Raw genomic sequence first — 13,982 nt, 5'->3', positions numbered from 1 at the left:
CGGAGTCACACCCAGCGTGCGCCTTCCGAGCTGGGGCCGGGGTCGGGATGGCGACCACGGCGCAACTTCGCACCGACGCTCGGGCCGCCCCAGTGACGAAGTGACGGAATGACGTTTAGTTCTATTCCATCCATAGAGACTCAGAACATCTCTTAAAGAGGTAATGGACTTCGACCGTCATTCCGTCACTTCGTCACCCGCCGACTCCTCCCCCGCACCGTCTCTCGTCGCCCAGACGATCCGGCAGCGCTCGTCACCGTCGAACCTCACGCCCACCCTGCCTCGCCGGACTTCCACTCGATCGATTGCGAGGCCAAGGCGTCCACGTCTTCCGGCCGCATCATCGGCTTCCCAAGCTTCACGAAGCAGACCCGCATCCAGGAGAGGAGAGAGGTCCACGGAAGGAGTCGGCATCCGCAGTAGATCTGCGCGCAGTCCCTCGATCCGGGTACGAAGTCGTCCGGCAAGCCGGTTGTACCGGTCGATCGCGTCTGCGCCGGTGAACTCGCCACGGACGTACCTGGCCTCCTCCAGGTCCGCCAGACGGGCTCCCTCCTCCGCGATCTCCGCCTCGATCGCGTCCCGCTTCGCGAAGACCTCCGGGTCCTCCCTCTGCACCCAGCGATCGGCGATCACGGCGAGCAGCGGGTCCCGGGGCTCCAGGGACGGCAGGCGTGACAGGAACGCCCGGGTCACGTAGTCGTCGATGCTCTCCACCCGAGCCGATACGCCGGAGCATCCTCGCCCCATCCGGTGGCTGGAGCACTGGTACGACGTGCCGGCCTTGCTCATCCGGGCCCCGCAGAGCCCACAACGCGCTATCCCGGTGAGCAGAGACTTCCCCTGCTTGTGACCGTGCCGCTTCCCCGCCAGGGGGAACGTGCGCGCTTCGAGCTGGCGGAGGATGAGTTCGCGCTCCCCGAGCGTGATGATGCCCTCGCCGATGCTCACGGTTTCGAGGGTCTCCGGGTCCTGGTAGGGGGAGACCCGGTTCATGTACTTGCGTGTCCCGTCTGGCTGCTCCTCGTACTCGGTCTGCGGCATGAGACCGGCGAAGGCCGGTGAGCGGAGGAGTTGCATGATGCTGGACGAGTTCCACTCGCCTCCACGGGCGGACTCCACCCCGTGCTCGTTCAGCAGCCGGGCGATGTGGACGAGGGCCTTCCCGGACAGTGCTTCGTCGGCGATCAGGCGGGCGTAGACGGCGGTCTCGGGGTCGTGGACGAGCTTCTTCGCCTCCGGGTCGACCAGCAGCCCGTAAGGCGGCTGTCCGCCGATCCACTGGCCGCGCTGGCGTAGGTACCGCTTCGCGTTGCCGACGCGCATCCCGAGGTTGCGGGACTCGTTACGCGCCAGTTCCGCCAGCATCGCGATGGTGACCCGGGCGCTGTCGTTCTTCGTGTCGAGGCCGTCCATGACGGAGACCAGCCGACCGCCGACCCGGCCTATGTCGTCCAGCGCCTTGCCGACCTCTCCGATGCCCTTGCGGGACAGACGGTCGAGCTTCCAGACGATCAGGACGCCCACGACGCCGGCCGTGGCTGCTGTGATCGCCGCGTCGAAACCCTTGCGGCTGACGTTCTTGTAGCCGGAACGTCCACGGTCGATGTGGACCTTGCGGACTGTCAGTCCGTTGCGCTCCGCCCAAGCCCGGCAGTCGGCTTCCTGGCGGTCGATCGCGGTCTTGCCCTCCCTGTCCAGGGACAGACGCAAGTACAGGTCAGCAGTGGTGTGTTGGTGCACGTCTCTACGCTAGCGAGGAGTGCGCACATTGGTTCAGGACATACAGAAGTCCGGGATCACAATGTGCCCGCGCAGCGTCACGCCGCCTGGGGGACGAAGGGGAGGAGTTCGTCGTGGCCCGGCTGGACGATGCCGTACGTGCTCTCCGGGACCTCGTTCCAGGCGCCCGGGAGGTCGCCCAGGGGTTCCGAGACCACCAGGCGGGTCTCGTCGGAGACCTCCTGGAGGAAGGCCACGTCGGGGTGGAGGTTGCGCAGGGTGTCGACGCGGCTGCTGTAGAACAGGGACCGCGACGTGCCCTGGCTGGAGTAGCGGAAGCCCCACAGGCGTACGCCGTCGCTGATCGCGAGCGTCATCTGGAGCGGGAACTCCACCCCGTGCGCCCGGCCCGCGGCCTCCACCACGCCCGCCATCCTCGCCACCGCCGCCGGCGGGTCGTCCTCCAGGCCGAAGGTGAGCGCGAGGTGGAACATCACCTCCGAGTCCGTCGTCCCCTCGACGTGCGGGTAGAGCTCGGGGTCGATGAGCAGGACCAGCTCGCGCCGGAAGAGGTGGAAGCCGGCGATGGCGCCGTTGTGCATGAACAGCCAGCGGCCGTACCGGAAGGGGTGACAGTTCGTCTGCTGCACCGCCGAACCGGTCGACGCCCGGATGTGGGCGAAGAACAGCGGGGAGCGCACGTGGTCGGCGATCTCCCGCAGGTTGCGGTTGTTCCAGGCGGGGCCGATCTCCTTGAGGATCGCCGGCGTGTCCGAGGGGTGCTCCGGATACCAGCCGATGCCGAATCCGTCACCGTTCGTCGTCTCCACACCCAGCTTGGAGTGCAGACTCTGGTCGATCAGCGAGTGGGCCGGTCTGTAGAGGATCGTCTCGAGCAGCAGCGGGGTTCCCGAGTAAGCGAGCCATCGGCACATGGGCGATCACCTCGAGGGGCGCGTCGCTCGGCCGCGACGCACGGGCACGGCCCTCCCAGTGTGACCCTACGGCGCCCCGCCCGCCACGTGGGACGGGAAGGCGCTCAGGGAGCGCTTGAAGGCCGCCACGAAGTCCTCCCGCAGGGCTTCCGGGAGCAGGTCCAGGGAGAGGTACGGGTTGAGGTCCTCCAGCTCGACCAGGAGCAGTTCCCCCGAGGGCGCCCGGCACGCGTCCACGCGCTGGATGCCGTACGGGAGGGTGTTCCAGTCGATGAAGGTCCGGGCGAAGGCGAGGTCGGCCGGGGTCGGGGTGTAGGGGGTGAGCTCCCAGCGGCGGGCCGGGTCCGGGGCGTACAGCGCGTACTGGAAGTCCCGGTCGACGAAGTAGAAGGAGACCTCGTACGCGAAGTCGACGCGCGGCTGGATCAGGATCTCGCCGGCGGGCCCCGTGGGGCGGTCGGTGAAGGTGAGGCCGATGGAGTCGGCGCCCTGCTTCGGCTTGACGACGTACGTCGCACTGGCCGGCAGGAGGTGCAGGCCGGCGGGGTCGTCGACGGTCGGTATGACGGGCAGCCCGGCGGCGGTGAGGTCCACCAGGTACTGCTTGCCCGCCATGTCCGCCCGGCCCGTGAGCGGGTTGTACACGGGGGTGCCGCGCTCCAGGGCGGCGGCGCGGAAGGCGTCATGGGCCCGCTGGTGGTGGAGCACGGGGCCGCTGTTGCGGACGACGACGGCGTCGAAGGCGTCCATCAGCGCGACCGTGTCCAGGGGGTGGCACAGGGCCAGGTCGAAGTCCTCGCGCAGCCGCGAGGTGAGGAATATGTCCTCGTCGCAGTACCGGCGGCCGCGGGCCGGGTACGCCAGGTCGGTCACGTAGAGCAGACGCATGCCCGCAACCTATCGCGGGCAGCGATCGGCGCCTGAAACACCTCGTACGGGACGAAAAGGGGCGAGCGGGCGGTCAGCCGTGGCGGAGGCCCAGCATGCGGTCCTTCAGGGCCGGGAACTGCTCGCGCGTCTCGGCCACCTTCGCCGGGTCGAGTTCCACCGTCAGGACCTCCTCGCCCACGCCCGCCTCGGCCAGGACCTCGCCCCAGGGGTCCACCACCAGGCTGTGGCCGGCCTGCTCCACGCCCGCGTGGGTGCCCGCCGTGCAGCAGGCCAGGACGTACGCCTGGTCCTCGACGGCGCGCGCCCGGCTGAGCAGGGTCCAGTGCTCGCGGCGGCGGGCGGGCCAGCCCGCCGCGATCACCAGGGTGGTGGCGCCGACGTCGACCAGACCGCGGAAGAGCTCCGGGAAGCGCAGGTCGTAGCAGGTGGCCAGGCCGAGCGTCTGCTCGGGCAGCTCGACCGTCGTCAGGGAGTCGCCCGCGGCCATCATCACCGCCTCGCCCTGGTCGAAGCCGAACCGGTGGACCTTGCGGTAGGTGGCCGCGAGCTCGCCCTCGGGGGAGAGCACCAGGGCGGTGTTGTAGAGCGAGCCGTCGCCCGCGCGCTCCACGATCGAGCCGGCGTGCAGCCAGACGCCCGCGTCGCGCGCCGCCTTGGCCATCACCTCGCGCGTGGGGCCGTCCAGCGGCTCGGCCTCGGTCTCGAACAGCTCGTACGCGAACGCGCCCACCGGCCACAGCTCGGGCAGCACGACGAGGTCGCTGCCGCGCTGCTCGCGGACGAGCTCCGCGACGCGCGAACGGCGGGAAACCACCGATTCGCCGTCGTGGACAGCGATTTGGATGAGGGAGGCGCGCACGGTACCACCGTCCTGGCGTTCAAGCCGTCAACTCGGGCCTACGATCGTCACACGAAAGCACTGCCGGGGTGCTCATCGGCAGCGTAGCTTTGGAAATCAAGTCCACAACGCGCCACTGAACTGCACGCGAGGGGTCCCGTTGACCGTCCATCCCAGCCTTCAGCCCTATGCCGATGCGTGGACCCACTCCATCGAGGCGATATCCGAACTGGTCCTGCCGCTGACGGAGGGCGAGTGGAACCGGGCGACGCCGTGCCCCGGCTGGTCGGTCCGTGACGTGGTGTCCCACATCATCGGCATCGAGTGCGAAATGCTGGGGGACCCGCGCCCGATCCACACCCTGCCCCGCGATCTGCGGCACGTGGTGGACGAGTTCACCCGGTACATGGAGGTGCAGGTCGACGTCCGCCGGCACCACACCGCCCCCGAGATGACCTCCGAGCTGGAGTACACCGTCATCCGCCGGGCGCGGCAGCTGCGCAACGAGAAGCGCGACCCGTCGACCACCGTACGGGGCCCGCTGGGGGACCAGGTCACGCTGGAACAGGCGCTGCGGCTGCGCGCGTTCGACGTCTGGATCCACGAGCAGGACCTGCGCACCGCGCTGGGCGCGCCGGGCAACCTGGACTCACCCGGCGCGCACGTGGCCCGCGACATCCTGCTGGCGGGGCTGCCGAAGGTGGTCGCCAAGAAGGCGGGGGCGCCGGCGAACTCGGCGATCGTGCTCGACGTCCACGGCCCGCTGGAGTTCATGCGGACGGTCCGGGTGGACGCCGAGGGCCGTGGCACCCTCGACTCGACTCCGTCCCTGGGCCCGGCGGTGACCCTGGTGATGGACTGGGAGACGTACGTCCGCCTGGCGGCCGGCCGGGTCCGCCCGCACGCGGTCGCCGACCGTGTCAAGACCGAGGGCGACCCGGAGCTCGCGGACGCCATCCTGGGTGCGTTCTCGGTCACCCCGTGAACCGGGGCGGGCGCGTGGTGCGCGGGATGCCGAGGGTTTCTGCACGCCCGGCACAGCCGGGGGCGGCGGGCCGTTCGTAGGCTCGTGCGTACCGCGGTACCGGCGCGGCGCGGCGCCGGTACGGTCACGTCCGCGCGGCACGGGAAGGGACGGGGGTCCGTCCCGTCCCGCGGACGGCCGCGCCGGCCCGTTCGCGTTCGCGTTCGCGGCGCAGCGCGCGGCCGCGCAGCCGCAGGATCTGGGTGACGCCGAGGACTTCGAGGACGAAGACCGACGAGAACGCGATCCGGTAGTCGTCGCCGGTGGCGTCGAGCAGGACGCCCACCGCCAGCAGCGTCGTCATCGAGGCGAGGAAGCCGCCCATGTTGGTGATCCCGGAGGCGGTGCCCTGCCGGGACGGCGGGTTCGCGGGGCGCGCGAAGTCGAAGCCGATCATCGAGGCGGGCCCGCAGGTGCCCAGGACCACGCACAGGGTGACGAGCAGCCACATCGGGGCGCGGGCGCCCGGGTGGGCCAGGACCGCCGCCCACAGCAGGGCGGTCGCGCCCACCGTGCCCAGCGCGAGCGGGATCCGCGCGGCGGCGTACCGGCCCACGATCTGGCCGTAGAGCAGCCCGAAGCCCATGTTCGCGGCGACCACCAGCGTCAGCAGCCCGCCGGCCGTGCTCCGCGCCAGCCCCTGGTCCTCGACCAGGAACGGCATGCCCCACAGCAGCAGGAAGACCATCGCGGGGAACTGCGTCGTGAAGTGCACCCACAGCCCGAGCCGGGTCCCCGGCTCCCGCCAGGACCGCGCGATCTGCGTACGGACGAAGGCGAGGCCCCCGCGCGCCGCGGGCGGCGGCGCCTGCCCCTCGGGGTGGTCGCGCAGGAACAGCGTCAGCGGGACCAGGACGACCAGGCCCGCCACCGCGCTGCCCGCGAACGCCGCGACCCAGCCGACCTCGTGCAGGACCGGCGCGAGGACCAGCGTGGAGACCAGGTTGCCCGCCATGCCCGCGAGCCCGGCCAGCTGCGCCATCAGGGGCTGGCGCCGGATCGGGAACCAGCGGGTGCCCAGCCGCAGCACCGAGATGAACGTCATCGCGTCGCCGCAGCCCAGCAGCGCCCGCGCGGCCAGTGCCATGCCGTACGAGGGGGACAGCGCGAAGCCGATCTGGCCGGCCGTGAAGAGGACCGCGCCGAGGGTCAGGACCTTCTTCGTGCCGAGCCGGTCGACCATCAGGCCCACCGGGACCTGCATGCCGGCGTAGACGAGCAGTTGCAGCAGCGAGAACGTGCTCAGGGCGGCCGCGTTGACGTGGAAGCGGTCGGCCGCGTCGAGGCCGGCCACGCCCAGGCTGGTGCGGAAGATGACGGCGACGAAGTACACGGCGACGCCGATGCCCCAGACGGCGATCGCCACGCGCCCGCCGGGCGGTTCGGGGGCCGCGGAGTCGGCAGGGGCAGTGGGGGCGGGAGGGCCGGCGGGGTCGCCGCTCACCGGGCGTCCCCGCGGACCAGGCTCTGGACCCGGCCCAGGTGCGCCCGGACCCGGGCGGCCGCCCCGTCGCCGTCGCCGGCCCGCAGCGCCGCCAGGATCTCGCGGTGCTCGACGAGGTTCTGCGCGAGCCGGTCCGGGTGGGCGTGCATGACCGCGACGCCCATCCGCAGCTGCCGGTCGCGCAGCTGGTCGTACAGGCGGGAGAGGATCTGGTTGCCGGCGTGCCGGACGATCTCGGCGTGGAAGCAGCGGTCCTCGGCGGCGAAGGCCGCCAGGTCGCCGCGGTCCGCGTAGCGCTCCTGCGCCCGCAGGCTCTCCTCCAGCCGCCCGATCAGCGCGGGCGGCGCCGGGACGGCCCGGCGCACGGTGAAGTCCTCGACCAGCAGCCGGGTCTCGACGACGTCCGCGATCTCCTGCGCCGAGACGGGCAGGACCAGCGCGCCCTTCTTGGGGTAGAGCCGGATCAGCCCCTCCGTCTCCAGGCGCAGCAGCGCCTCGCGCACGGGGGTCCGGGAGACGCCGACGGCCTCGGCGACCTCGCCCTCGGTCAGCAGCGTGCCGCCCTCGTAACGGCGGTCGAGGACGCCCTGCTTGATGTGCTGGTAGACGCGGTCGGCGGCGGGTGGGGTCGCTGGCATGGGCACAGCATAGATACAACAGGGGTGCAAGCCGGGCGGTGTCTCGCCATCCGAGATCACGGGGCGGGGGCAGCGGACGCGGGCGCCTCCTCCCTCCCGCGCCGGCAACTGCATCGAAGGGTGTACGCGGCGTTCGTCCACCGGCAGGACGCATCGGCCCCCGCCCGCCGCGACGCTGAAGAACATGGCTCACCACGGCACCGCACCCTCCGGCCGGCTCCCGCTCCTCGACGTCCTGCGCGGGGCGGCCGTCCTCGGCACCCTCATGACCAACGTCTGGATCTTCGCGGCACCGGGCTCGGAATGGGCCGTCCTCCAGGGCGACTTCGCGGTGGCGGACCCGCTGGCGGACCCGTCCGCCGCCCACGTCGCCGAGTTCCTCTTCCGCTTCCTCGCGGACGGCAAGTTCCTCGCCCTGCTGACCCTGCTGTTCGGGGTGGGGCTGGCCATCCAGTACGACTCCGCCGCCCGGCGCGGCGAGCCCTGGCCCGGCCGCTACCCGCGCCGGGCGGCCTTCCTCTTCCTCGAGGGCACCGTGCACTTCGTGCTGGTCTTCGCCTGGGACGTGCTGATGGGGTACGCCGTCACCGCACTGCTCGTGGCCTGGCTGCTCGCCCGCTCCGAGCGGGCGCGGCGCGTGGTGATGTGGACGGCGCTGGGCGTGCACCTGACGCTGATCACGCTGCTGACGGCGGTGCTCGCCGCATCCGGCGGCTCCGGCGGCTCCGGCGCATCCGGCGGCTCCGGTGCCGACGACTCCCCGGTCGCCGCCGACCTCTACGCCCGGGGCAGCTGGGCCGACCAGATCCTCTTCCGCCTCGAGAACGCCGTCGCGCTGCGCATCGAGCCGGTCTTCTCCTTCGGGCTGCTGCTCTTCCTCTTCCTGCTCGGCGTACGCCTGCACCGCGCCGGCGCCTTCACGGCGGGCGGCGCGGGGCCCGTGATCCGGCGGCGCCTCATGGTGTGGGGCCTGGGGCTGGGCCTGCCGCTGAACGCCGCCTGCTCGCTCGCCGGCGGGGACTTCTTCCTGCTGGGCCGGTACGCGGCCGCGCCGGTCGTCGCCCTCGGCTACATCGGTCTGATCGGTTTCGCGCTGGACCGCCTGCCCGTGCCCGCGCCGCTGGTGACCGGCCTGTCCTCGGTGGGCCGCACCGCGCTGTCCGCGTACGTCCTGCAGAACGTGCTGTGCGTGCTCGCCTGCTACGGCCTCGGGCTGGGCCTGGCCGAGCGGATGGCGGGCCAGGGGCCCTGGTGGGTGATGGGCCTGTGGGCGGCGGTCTCCCTGACCCTGGTGGCCGGCTCCCGGCTCTGGCTGCGCGGCTTCGCGCACGGCCCGCTGGAATCCGTCCAGCGGTGGGCGCTCAGCCGTACATGAGGGCCGGGCGGCCTCGGGGGCTTCAGGGCGTGACCTCCACGTCGAGCAGGAACTCGTCGTACGGCGCCTCCTGCGGGTAGGGCGGGCGGACCTGCGCGAAGCGGATCCGGGCCCGCCCGCCGGGACGGCGGCCGCGGACGACGTACGTCAGCTCGACGTCCGCCCCGGGCAGCGCGTCCGGCGCCGCCGGGGCGCCCGCGCCGGCCTCGACCGCGACCGCGTCCGCGTCGCCGCCGACCTGCCAGGTCCACACGTAGCCCCGCGCACCGCGCCCGGCGAGCCGCAGCGTGTACGGCTCACCGGCGCGCAGGGCGATCGCCCGTACTTCCACGCGCTGCCCCCGTCGGGGATCAGGAGGGGCCGAACACCGGTCCCTCGTGCCAGCCGGCGCCGTCCCGCCAGTAGTGCTGCAGCTGCCGGTCGGTGCGCAGGACGACGACCTCCAGATTGAACCCGAAACTGCCCTGGAGCATCCCGGTGACGGCCAGGGCGTCGTGCCCGAAGACCGCGCCGCGCCGCCAGGCCGCCCCGCGCGCGTTGCCGCGCCACCAGTGCTCGACGCGGCCGCCCGCCCCGACCGCGCACAGCTCGTAGTTCCCGGCGGTGTCCTCGTCCGCGGCCCCGTACTGGGCCTCGATCAGGCAGGGCGCGGAGGTGATGCCGGCCCCGAAGATCTCGCCCTCGCGCCAGACGAACCCGTTCGGGTCGTCGCGCCACCACAGCTGCATCCGGCCGTCGGTGCGCGTGGCGACGACGTCGAGGTGGCGGGCGCGGGTCTGGACGAGGGCGGGGCCGTAGTGGGCGATGCCGCAGGCGAAGCGGCCGCCGTCGTTCCAGGTCCAGGGGGAGCCGTTGATCCGCCACCAGTGGTTCAGGCGGCCGTCGGCGGTCCGGACCACCACCTCGAAGTTGCCGGGCTTGCCGTAGTCGCTCTGGATGAGCGCGGGGGTGGCGCCGACGGCCGCGTCGCCCGGGCCGAAGAGCCCGCCGTCGCGCCAGGTGCCGGCGGACTGCTCGTAGTACCAGTGGCGCATCCGGCCGGCCGGGGTGACGTGCAGGGACTCCATGTTGCGGTTGTAGGTGCTGCCCGTGAAGGCGGGGTGGCCGGAGGCGTCGGCCGCGAAGGCGGCGGCGCGGCTCCAGGCGAAGGGCGCGTCGCCCTCCCGCCACCAGTGTTCGAGCCGGCCGGAGGCGGTGGCGGCGAGCAGCTCGAAGTTGCGGTGCGCGCGGCCGTTGCCGCTCTCGTAGACGTTCCCGGCGTGCAGGCGGCGCTTGCTCCAGGGGTCGACGTCGGTGCCGCGCAGGCCGCACTTGGCCCAGTGGTCGATGCGGGCCTCGCCGTACCCGATCCGGCCGAAACCGCCGACGTGGTAGCCGGGCCCCCAGGAGTTCTTGAACAGCCAGCAGCCGGCGGCGTCGTCGTAGCCGGTGATCAGGACGCAGTGGCCGCCCGCGAGCCGGTCGCCGGTGCGGTGGTAGACGCCGGCGCCGAGGGCGAAGAAGTCGTCGTAGACGTCGAAGCAGGCGGTGAGCGGTCCGACCGTGTCCAGCCACACCTTCTGCTGCTCGACGTCGCCCAGCCGCACGTAGTCCCGGATCCGCACGGTGCGCCCGGAGCGGTCCCAGCTGGGGACGTACTCCGCCCGCCAGGCGTCACGGCGGTCGGCGGGCAGGCCGGGCGGCGGGGTCGTGTAGGGGTGGCAGTCCGGGTCGGCGAGCCCTCCGTTGTCGCGCACCCAGTCCAGCGCGGTCTCCGGGTTGCTGCCCTGGCCGCAGCTGAACCGCAGCCCGTCGTGGACGTCGCCCTCGGAACGCTCCGACCACACGCCGTGCTCGATCCGCGCCATCGACTCGACGAGTCCGGCGGCGCCGAACGCCCAGCAGGACCCGCACGGGTTCTGGTCCTTGACCTTGGTGATCCACGGCCGGCCCCACCGGCTGCGCCAGTCGACGGCGGCGGGCCGGGCGGTCCCGGCGGCGCGCGGCGCCCGCCCCGCGGTGAGCAGCCCGTGGGCGGCCCGCCGCCGGGTCAGGTGCGGGTTGCCGCTCGCGCGCCCGGCGAGGGCCCGCAGGTCCACGGTGCCGGCCTCGTGCGCGGTCGTCAGGTTCGCGCCGGGTTCCAGGCCGAGCGCGGCGCGGGGCACGGGGTCGGTGTCGGCGAGGTGCTCGCTCACCGACCACCGGGCGCCCCGCGCCGCCAGCAACGCCCGCAGCTCCCCCGCCGACTGGACAGGCTGATCAGACTCTTCCGGCATGCCATCCCCCCAGATGCCCCCGTATGTCTTCTCGAGGTCCGGGAGCGTGCCGCGCCCCGCGGGGGCCGTCAAGGGGGTCCGCACGGTCGCGCGAGGGCACGGGGGGAGCGCCGGGGCGGGGATCCGGCCGCCCCGGCGGCGGCCGGACGTCCGGCCGTGTCAGTGGACGGGCAGCGGGAGGGCCGGGAGCGGGGGCAGCGGCAGGCCCAGGCCGGTCAGGAGCGCGAGGACGAGGTTGACCAGGCCGGTCAGTACGCCGGTGGCCTGGGCCTTGGCGTCGGCGGTGCAGCCGCAGGGCCCGGCGGCCTTGGCCAGGCCGTCCAGGGCCTTCAGCAGGGCGGCGACCGCGTCCTCGACGGGCCCGGCGGCGGGCTTGTGCGGCACGGGGGCCGGGCGGGTGGCCGGGGCGCCGTGGGCGGCGGGCGGCTTGGGGGCCCCGGCCGCGGGCTTGGCCACGGCCCCGTCGGCGACGGGCTTGGCGGCGTCGGCGACCGGCTGGGCCGCATCCGTGGCGGGCTTCGCCACGTCGGCGACCGGCTGGGCCGCCGCGTCCGGCTTCGGCGCGTCCGCCGCCGGTGCCTGGACCGGGAGGGCCGGCGGCGTGACGGGCAGCGCGGGCGGGGTGACCGGGAGGGCCGGCGGATCCACCGGCAGGTCGACCGGCGGCACCCCCGGCACGGGCGGGACCGGGGCCGGGACGGCCGCCTTCACCTTGTCGACGGCCGCCTTGGCCGCGTCGAGCAGCCGGGTCAGGTCGGCCTCGGGGATCTTGCCGTCGGGCGAGTTCAGCACGGCGGTCAGCAGATCCGTGACGGGCGCCAGGACCGCGCCCAGTGCGCCCAGGTTCTGCACCTGCTTCAGCAGGTCCTCGACCCCGGGGATGGCCTTCCCGCCGCCCGGCCCGGCCAGGGCCGCGGGGGCTGCGGCGGGGGCGGCGGCCGGACGGGCCGGCGCGTCGGCGGCGCCCGCCAGGCCGGGGGACGCGGCCAGGAGGGTCAGGGTGAGGGCGGCGGGGACGGTGTAGCGGGTCAGGCGGCGCAACGGTCTCTCCGTTCCGGTAGCGGTGTGGCAGGGGACGTGCCGTCCACCACTCACGGACACCGCCCCACCCCGCGCAACCCGGGGCCGCCCGATCATGTCCCCGACACGCCGTCGCCCGGCGGTCACGCCCGGCCCTGACCTGGGCGGATCCCGTCACCCCCGGCGGCTGATCCGACAGACTGTCACCGGACCGCTCCGGTCACGGCACCAGGTCCTTCGCGAGGCCCTCGATCAGGTCCAGCGACTCGGCCGGCGTCGCGCTCAGGCGGGCGGCGCGCTCGAAGAGGCGGGCGCAGCGGGCGCGGTCGTCCTCGTGTTCCACCCACGCCGTGGCGGCGGCCGTCCCGGCGTGGACGACGTCCAGCGCGGCCGGCCGGGCGAAGGAGATGATGCTGAACGGGCCGCCGGCGCACGGGTGTCCGCCCGCGCGGAAGGGCAGGATCCGCAGGTGCACGTTCGGCAGCCGCGCCGTCCGCGCGAGGTGGTCGAGCTGCGCGGCCATCACCTCGCGGCCGCCGATCTCCTGGCGCAGCGCGCCCTCCCACAGCACCGCGTGGAGCTGGAGGGGGTCCTGCGCGCGCAGCCGCTCCTGCCGTTTGAGCCGTACGGCGACCCGCCGCTCGACGTCGTCCGGCTCGGGCTCGGCGCCCTGGCCCGCCCCGTCGCCGCGGGTCAGGGCGCGCGCGTACGCCGCGGTCTGGAGCAGGCCGGGGACGCGCGCGAGCTGCCAGATCCGTACGCGGGTGGCGACGTCCTCCAGCGCGATGTACTCCGCCGACGCGCCCGCGGCCGGCGCCTGCTGCCACCACCCCTTGGCCTTGCGGCGTTCGCGGTCGAGCGCGGCCAGCTCCAGCAGCGGCGCCACGGCGGCCCGGTCGTGCAGACCGTAGAACGTGCACAGCGCCACGATGTCCGGGTCGCGCATGGGGACCCAGCCGCGCTCCATCTTCACGACCTTCGTCGACGTGGCGCTCAGCACCTGGGACGCCTGCGCCTGCGTCCTGCCCGCCGCGTCGCGCAACTGGAGCAGCCTGCCGCCGAGGCGGCGGCCCAACACCGTTGAGGCCCGGTTGCCTTGACCCTCACGTGTACCGCGGTTCATCGGCTCAGTCTGGCGCCCGGCGCAAGCGGAAGTACACGCCGTCCCTCGTCTGGGGAATATCTTCCCCATCCGGCTTGCCTCAAGATCACGTGGACTCCTACGGTCGGCGGCGACGAACCGCTCACTCCCCAGCGCCCGTTGACGGCCCGGAGGTTGCCCACGATGCGACGCGACGTACGGACCTACCCACCCCGCCAGGACTCCGTCCCGGCCGCCCGGCGCCGCGCCGCCTGGCTGGCCGTGGCGTGGGGGCATCCCGGACTCGCCGCCGACGTCGCCCTGCTGACCAGCGAACTGACGACCAACGCCCTGCTGCACGGCTCGCTGCGCGACCGGCTGCTCCGGGTCGAGATCAGCGCCCGGGACGGCAGGTTCCGGATCGCCGTGATCGATCCGCGGGGCGAGCGCTGGCCGGAGATCCTGGACCCGGCCGAGGACGAGAGCTACGGGCGCGGCCTGCGGATCGTGAGCGCCGTCGCCAAGCAGTGGGGGGCGGAGCACCGCTGCGTGGGCAAGACGGTGTGGGCCGAACTCGCGCTGGACGACCGTCATGACGCCAAGTCCATCATGATCACGGACGCCGGGGCGGGAGATCCGCCCGAGATCACCCCCTGACCTCGGGAACGGTGCGGGCAGACCGCCACGGCAACCGTGGGCGAACCGTCACGGCAGCAGCGGGCGAACCGTCACAGCGACCGTGGGCGAACCGTCACGGCA

13 protein-coding genes are annotated in these 13,982 nt (G+C 73.4%); 3 read left to right on the top strand and 10 right to left on the bottom strand.

The features are described 5' to 3' along the window. Positions 1 to 177 precede the first annotated feature (177 nt). From ACIPXB_RS05770 to ACIPXB_RS05755, 4 genes are all read right to left on the bottom strand, one after another. Positions 178 to 1,743: a recombinase family protein gene (locus tag ACIPXB_RS05770; protein ID WP_401444985.1), complete on the bottom strand. Its 1,566-nt coding sequence runs from the start codon at positions 1,741 to 1,743 to the stop codon at positions 178 to 180. 77 nt (positions 1,744 to 1,820) lie between these two features. Then, on the bottom strand, positions 1,821 to 2,657 hold the full coding sequence (locus ACIPXB_RS05765) for a class II glutamine amidotransferase (protein ID WP_401444983.1): 837 nt from the start codon (positions 2,655 to 2,657) through the stop codon (positions 1,821 to 1,823). A gap of 66 nt (positions 2,658 to 2,723) precedes the next feature. Beyond that, the gene (locus tag ACIPXB_RS05760) at positions 2,724 to 3,545 is read right to left on the bottom strand and encodes a hypothetical protein (protein WP_401444981.1); all 822 of its coding nucleotides are present in this window, start codon (positions 3,543 to 3,545) and stop codon (positions 2,724 to 2,726) included. Between the two features lie 73 nt (positions 3,546 to 3,618). Then, positions 3,619 to 4,407, bottom strand: coding sequence for a carbon-nitrogen family hydrolase (locus tag ACIPXB_RS05755; protein WP_401444979.1), 789 nt, complete (start codon positions 4,405 to 4,407; stop codon positions 3,619 to 3,621). 139 nt (positions 4,408 to 4,546) lie between these two features. On the opposite strand from ACIPXB_RS05755, the gene ACIPXB_RS05750 reads away from it, so the two are divergent. Next, positions 4,547 to 5,371 (top strand): maleylpyruvate isomerase family mycothiol-dependent enzyme, encoded by an 825-nt coding sequence (locus ACIPXB_RS05750; RefSeq protein WP_401444977.1) that lies wholly within the window; start codon positions 4,547 to 4,549, stop codon positions 5,369 to 5,371. A 124-nt stretch (positions 5,372 to 5,495) separates the two neighbouring features. Here ACIPXB_RS05750 and ACIPXB_RS05745 read toward each other — a convergent pair whose 3' ends face one another. Both ACIPXB_RS05745 and ACIPXB_RS05740 read right to left on the bottom strand, forming a co-directional pair. Continuing rightward, positions 5,496 to 6,854, bottom strand: coding sequence for a nitrate/nitrite transporter (locus tag ACIPXB_RS05745; RefSeq protein ID WP_401444975.1), 1,359 nt, complete (start codon positions 6,852 to 6,854; stop codon positions 5,496 to 5,498). After that, positions 6,851 to 7,492 carry a GntR family transcriptional regulator gene (locus ACIPXB_RS05740; protein ID WP_401444973.1) on the bottom strand — a complete coding sequence of 214 codons (642 nt, stop codon included), beginning with the start codon at positions 7,490 to 7,492 and terminating at the stop codon, positions 6,851 to 6,853. Before ACIPXB_RS05740 ends, ACIPXB_RS05745 begins: the two co-directional genes overlap by 4 nt. A gap of 184 nt (positions 7,493 to 7,676) precedes the next feature. On the opposite strand from ACIPXB_RS05740, the gene ACIPXB_RS05735 reads away from it, so the two are divergent. Further along, a complete protein-coding gene (locus tag ACIPXB_RS05735) occupies positions 7,677 to 8,867 on the top strand; it encodes a DUF418 domain-containing protein (protein WP_401444970.1) in 1,191 nt (396 codons plus the stop codon). Positions 8,868 to 8,889: 22 nt separating this feature from the next. On the opposite strand, the gene ACIPXB_RS05730 is transcribed toward ACIPXB_RS05735, so the two are convergent. From ACIPXB_RS05730 to ACIPXB_RS05715, 4 genes are all read right to left on the bottom strand, one after another. Further along, entirely contained in the window at positions 8,890 to 9,198 is a 309-nt protein-coding gene (locus tag ACIPXB_RS05730; RefSeq protein ID WP_401444968.1) for a hypothetical protein, read from the bottom strand. A gap of 19 nt (positions 9,199 to 9,217) precedes the next feature. After that, positions 9,218 to 11,122: a C1 family peptidase gene (locus ACIPXB_RS05725; protein WP_401444966.1), complete on the bottom strand. Its 1,905-nt coding sequence runs from the start codon at positions 11,120 to 11,122 to the stop codon at positions 9,218 to 9,220. 159 nt (positions 11,123 to 11,281) lie between these two features. Beyond that, entirely contained in the window at positions 11,282 to 12,163 is an 882-nt protein-coding gene (locus tag ACIPXB_RS05720; RefSeq protein WP_401444964.1) for a hypothetical protein, read from the bottom strand. Between the two features lie 199 nt (positions 12,164 to 12,362). Next, on the bottom strand, positions 12,363 to 13,265 hold the full coding sequence (locus ACIPXB_RS05715) for a DUF5753 domain-containing protein (RefSeq protein ID WP_401444962.1): 903 nt from the start codon (positions 13,263 to 13,265) through the stop codon (positions 12,363 to 12,365). Positions 13,266 to 13,427: 162 nt separating this feature from the next. On the opposite strand from ACIPXB_RS05715, the gene ACIPXB_RS05710 reads away from it, so the two are divergent. Further along, entirely contained in the window at positions 13,428 to 13,880 is a 453-nt protein-coding gene (locus ACIPXB_RS05710; RefSeq protein WP_401444960.1) for an ATP-binding protein, read from the top strand. Positions 13,881 to 13,982: the final 102 nt, after the last annotated feature.

It is taken from the genome of Streptomyces sp. NPDC090022 (assembly GCF_044748145.1).
Lineage (GTDB): Bacteria > Actinomycetota > Actinomycetes > Streptomycetales > Streptomycetaceae > Streptomyces.
The sequence above is the reverse complement of the archived record's forward strand: the minus strand, read 5'-3'. Positions and strand labels throughout refer to the sequence as shown.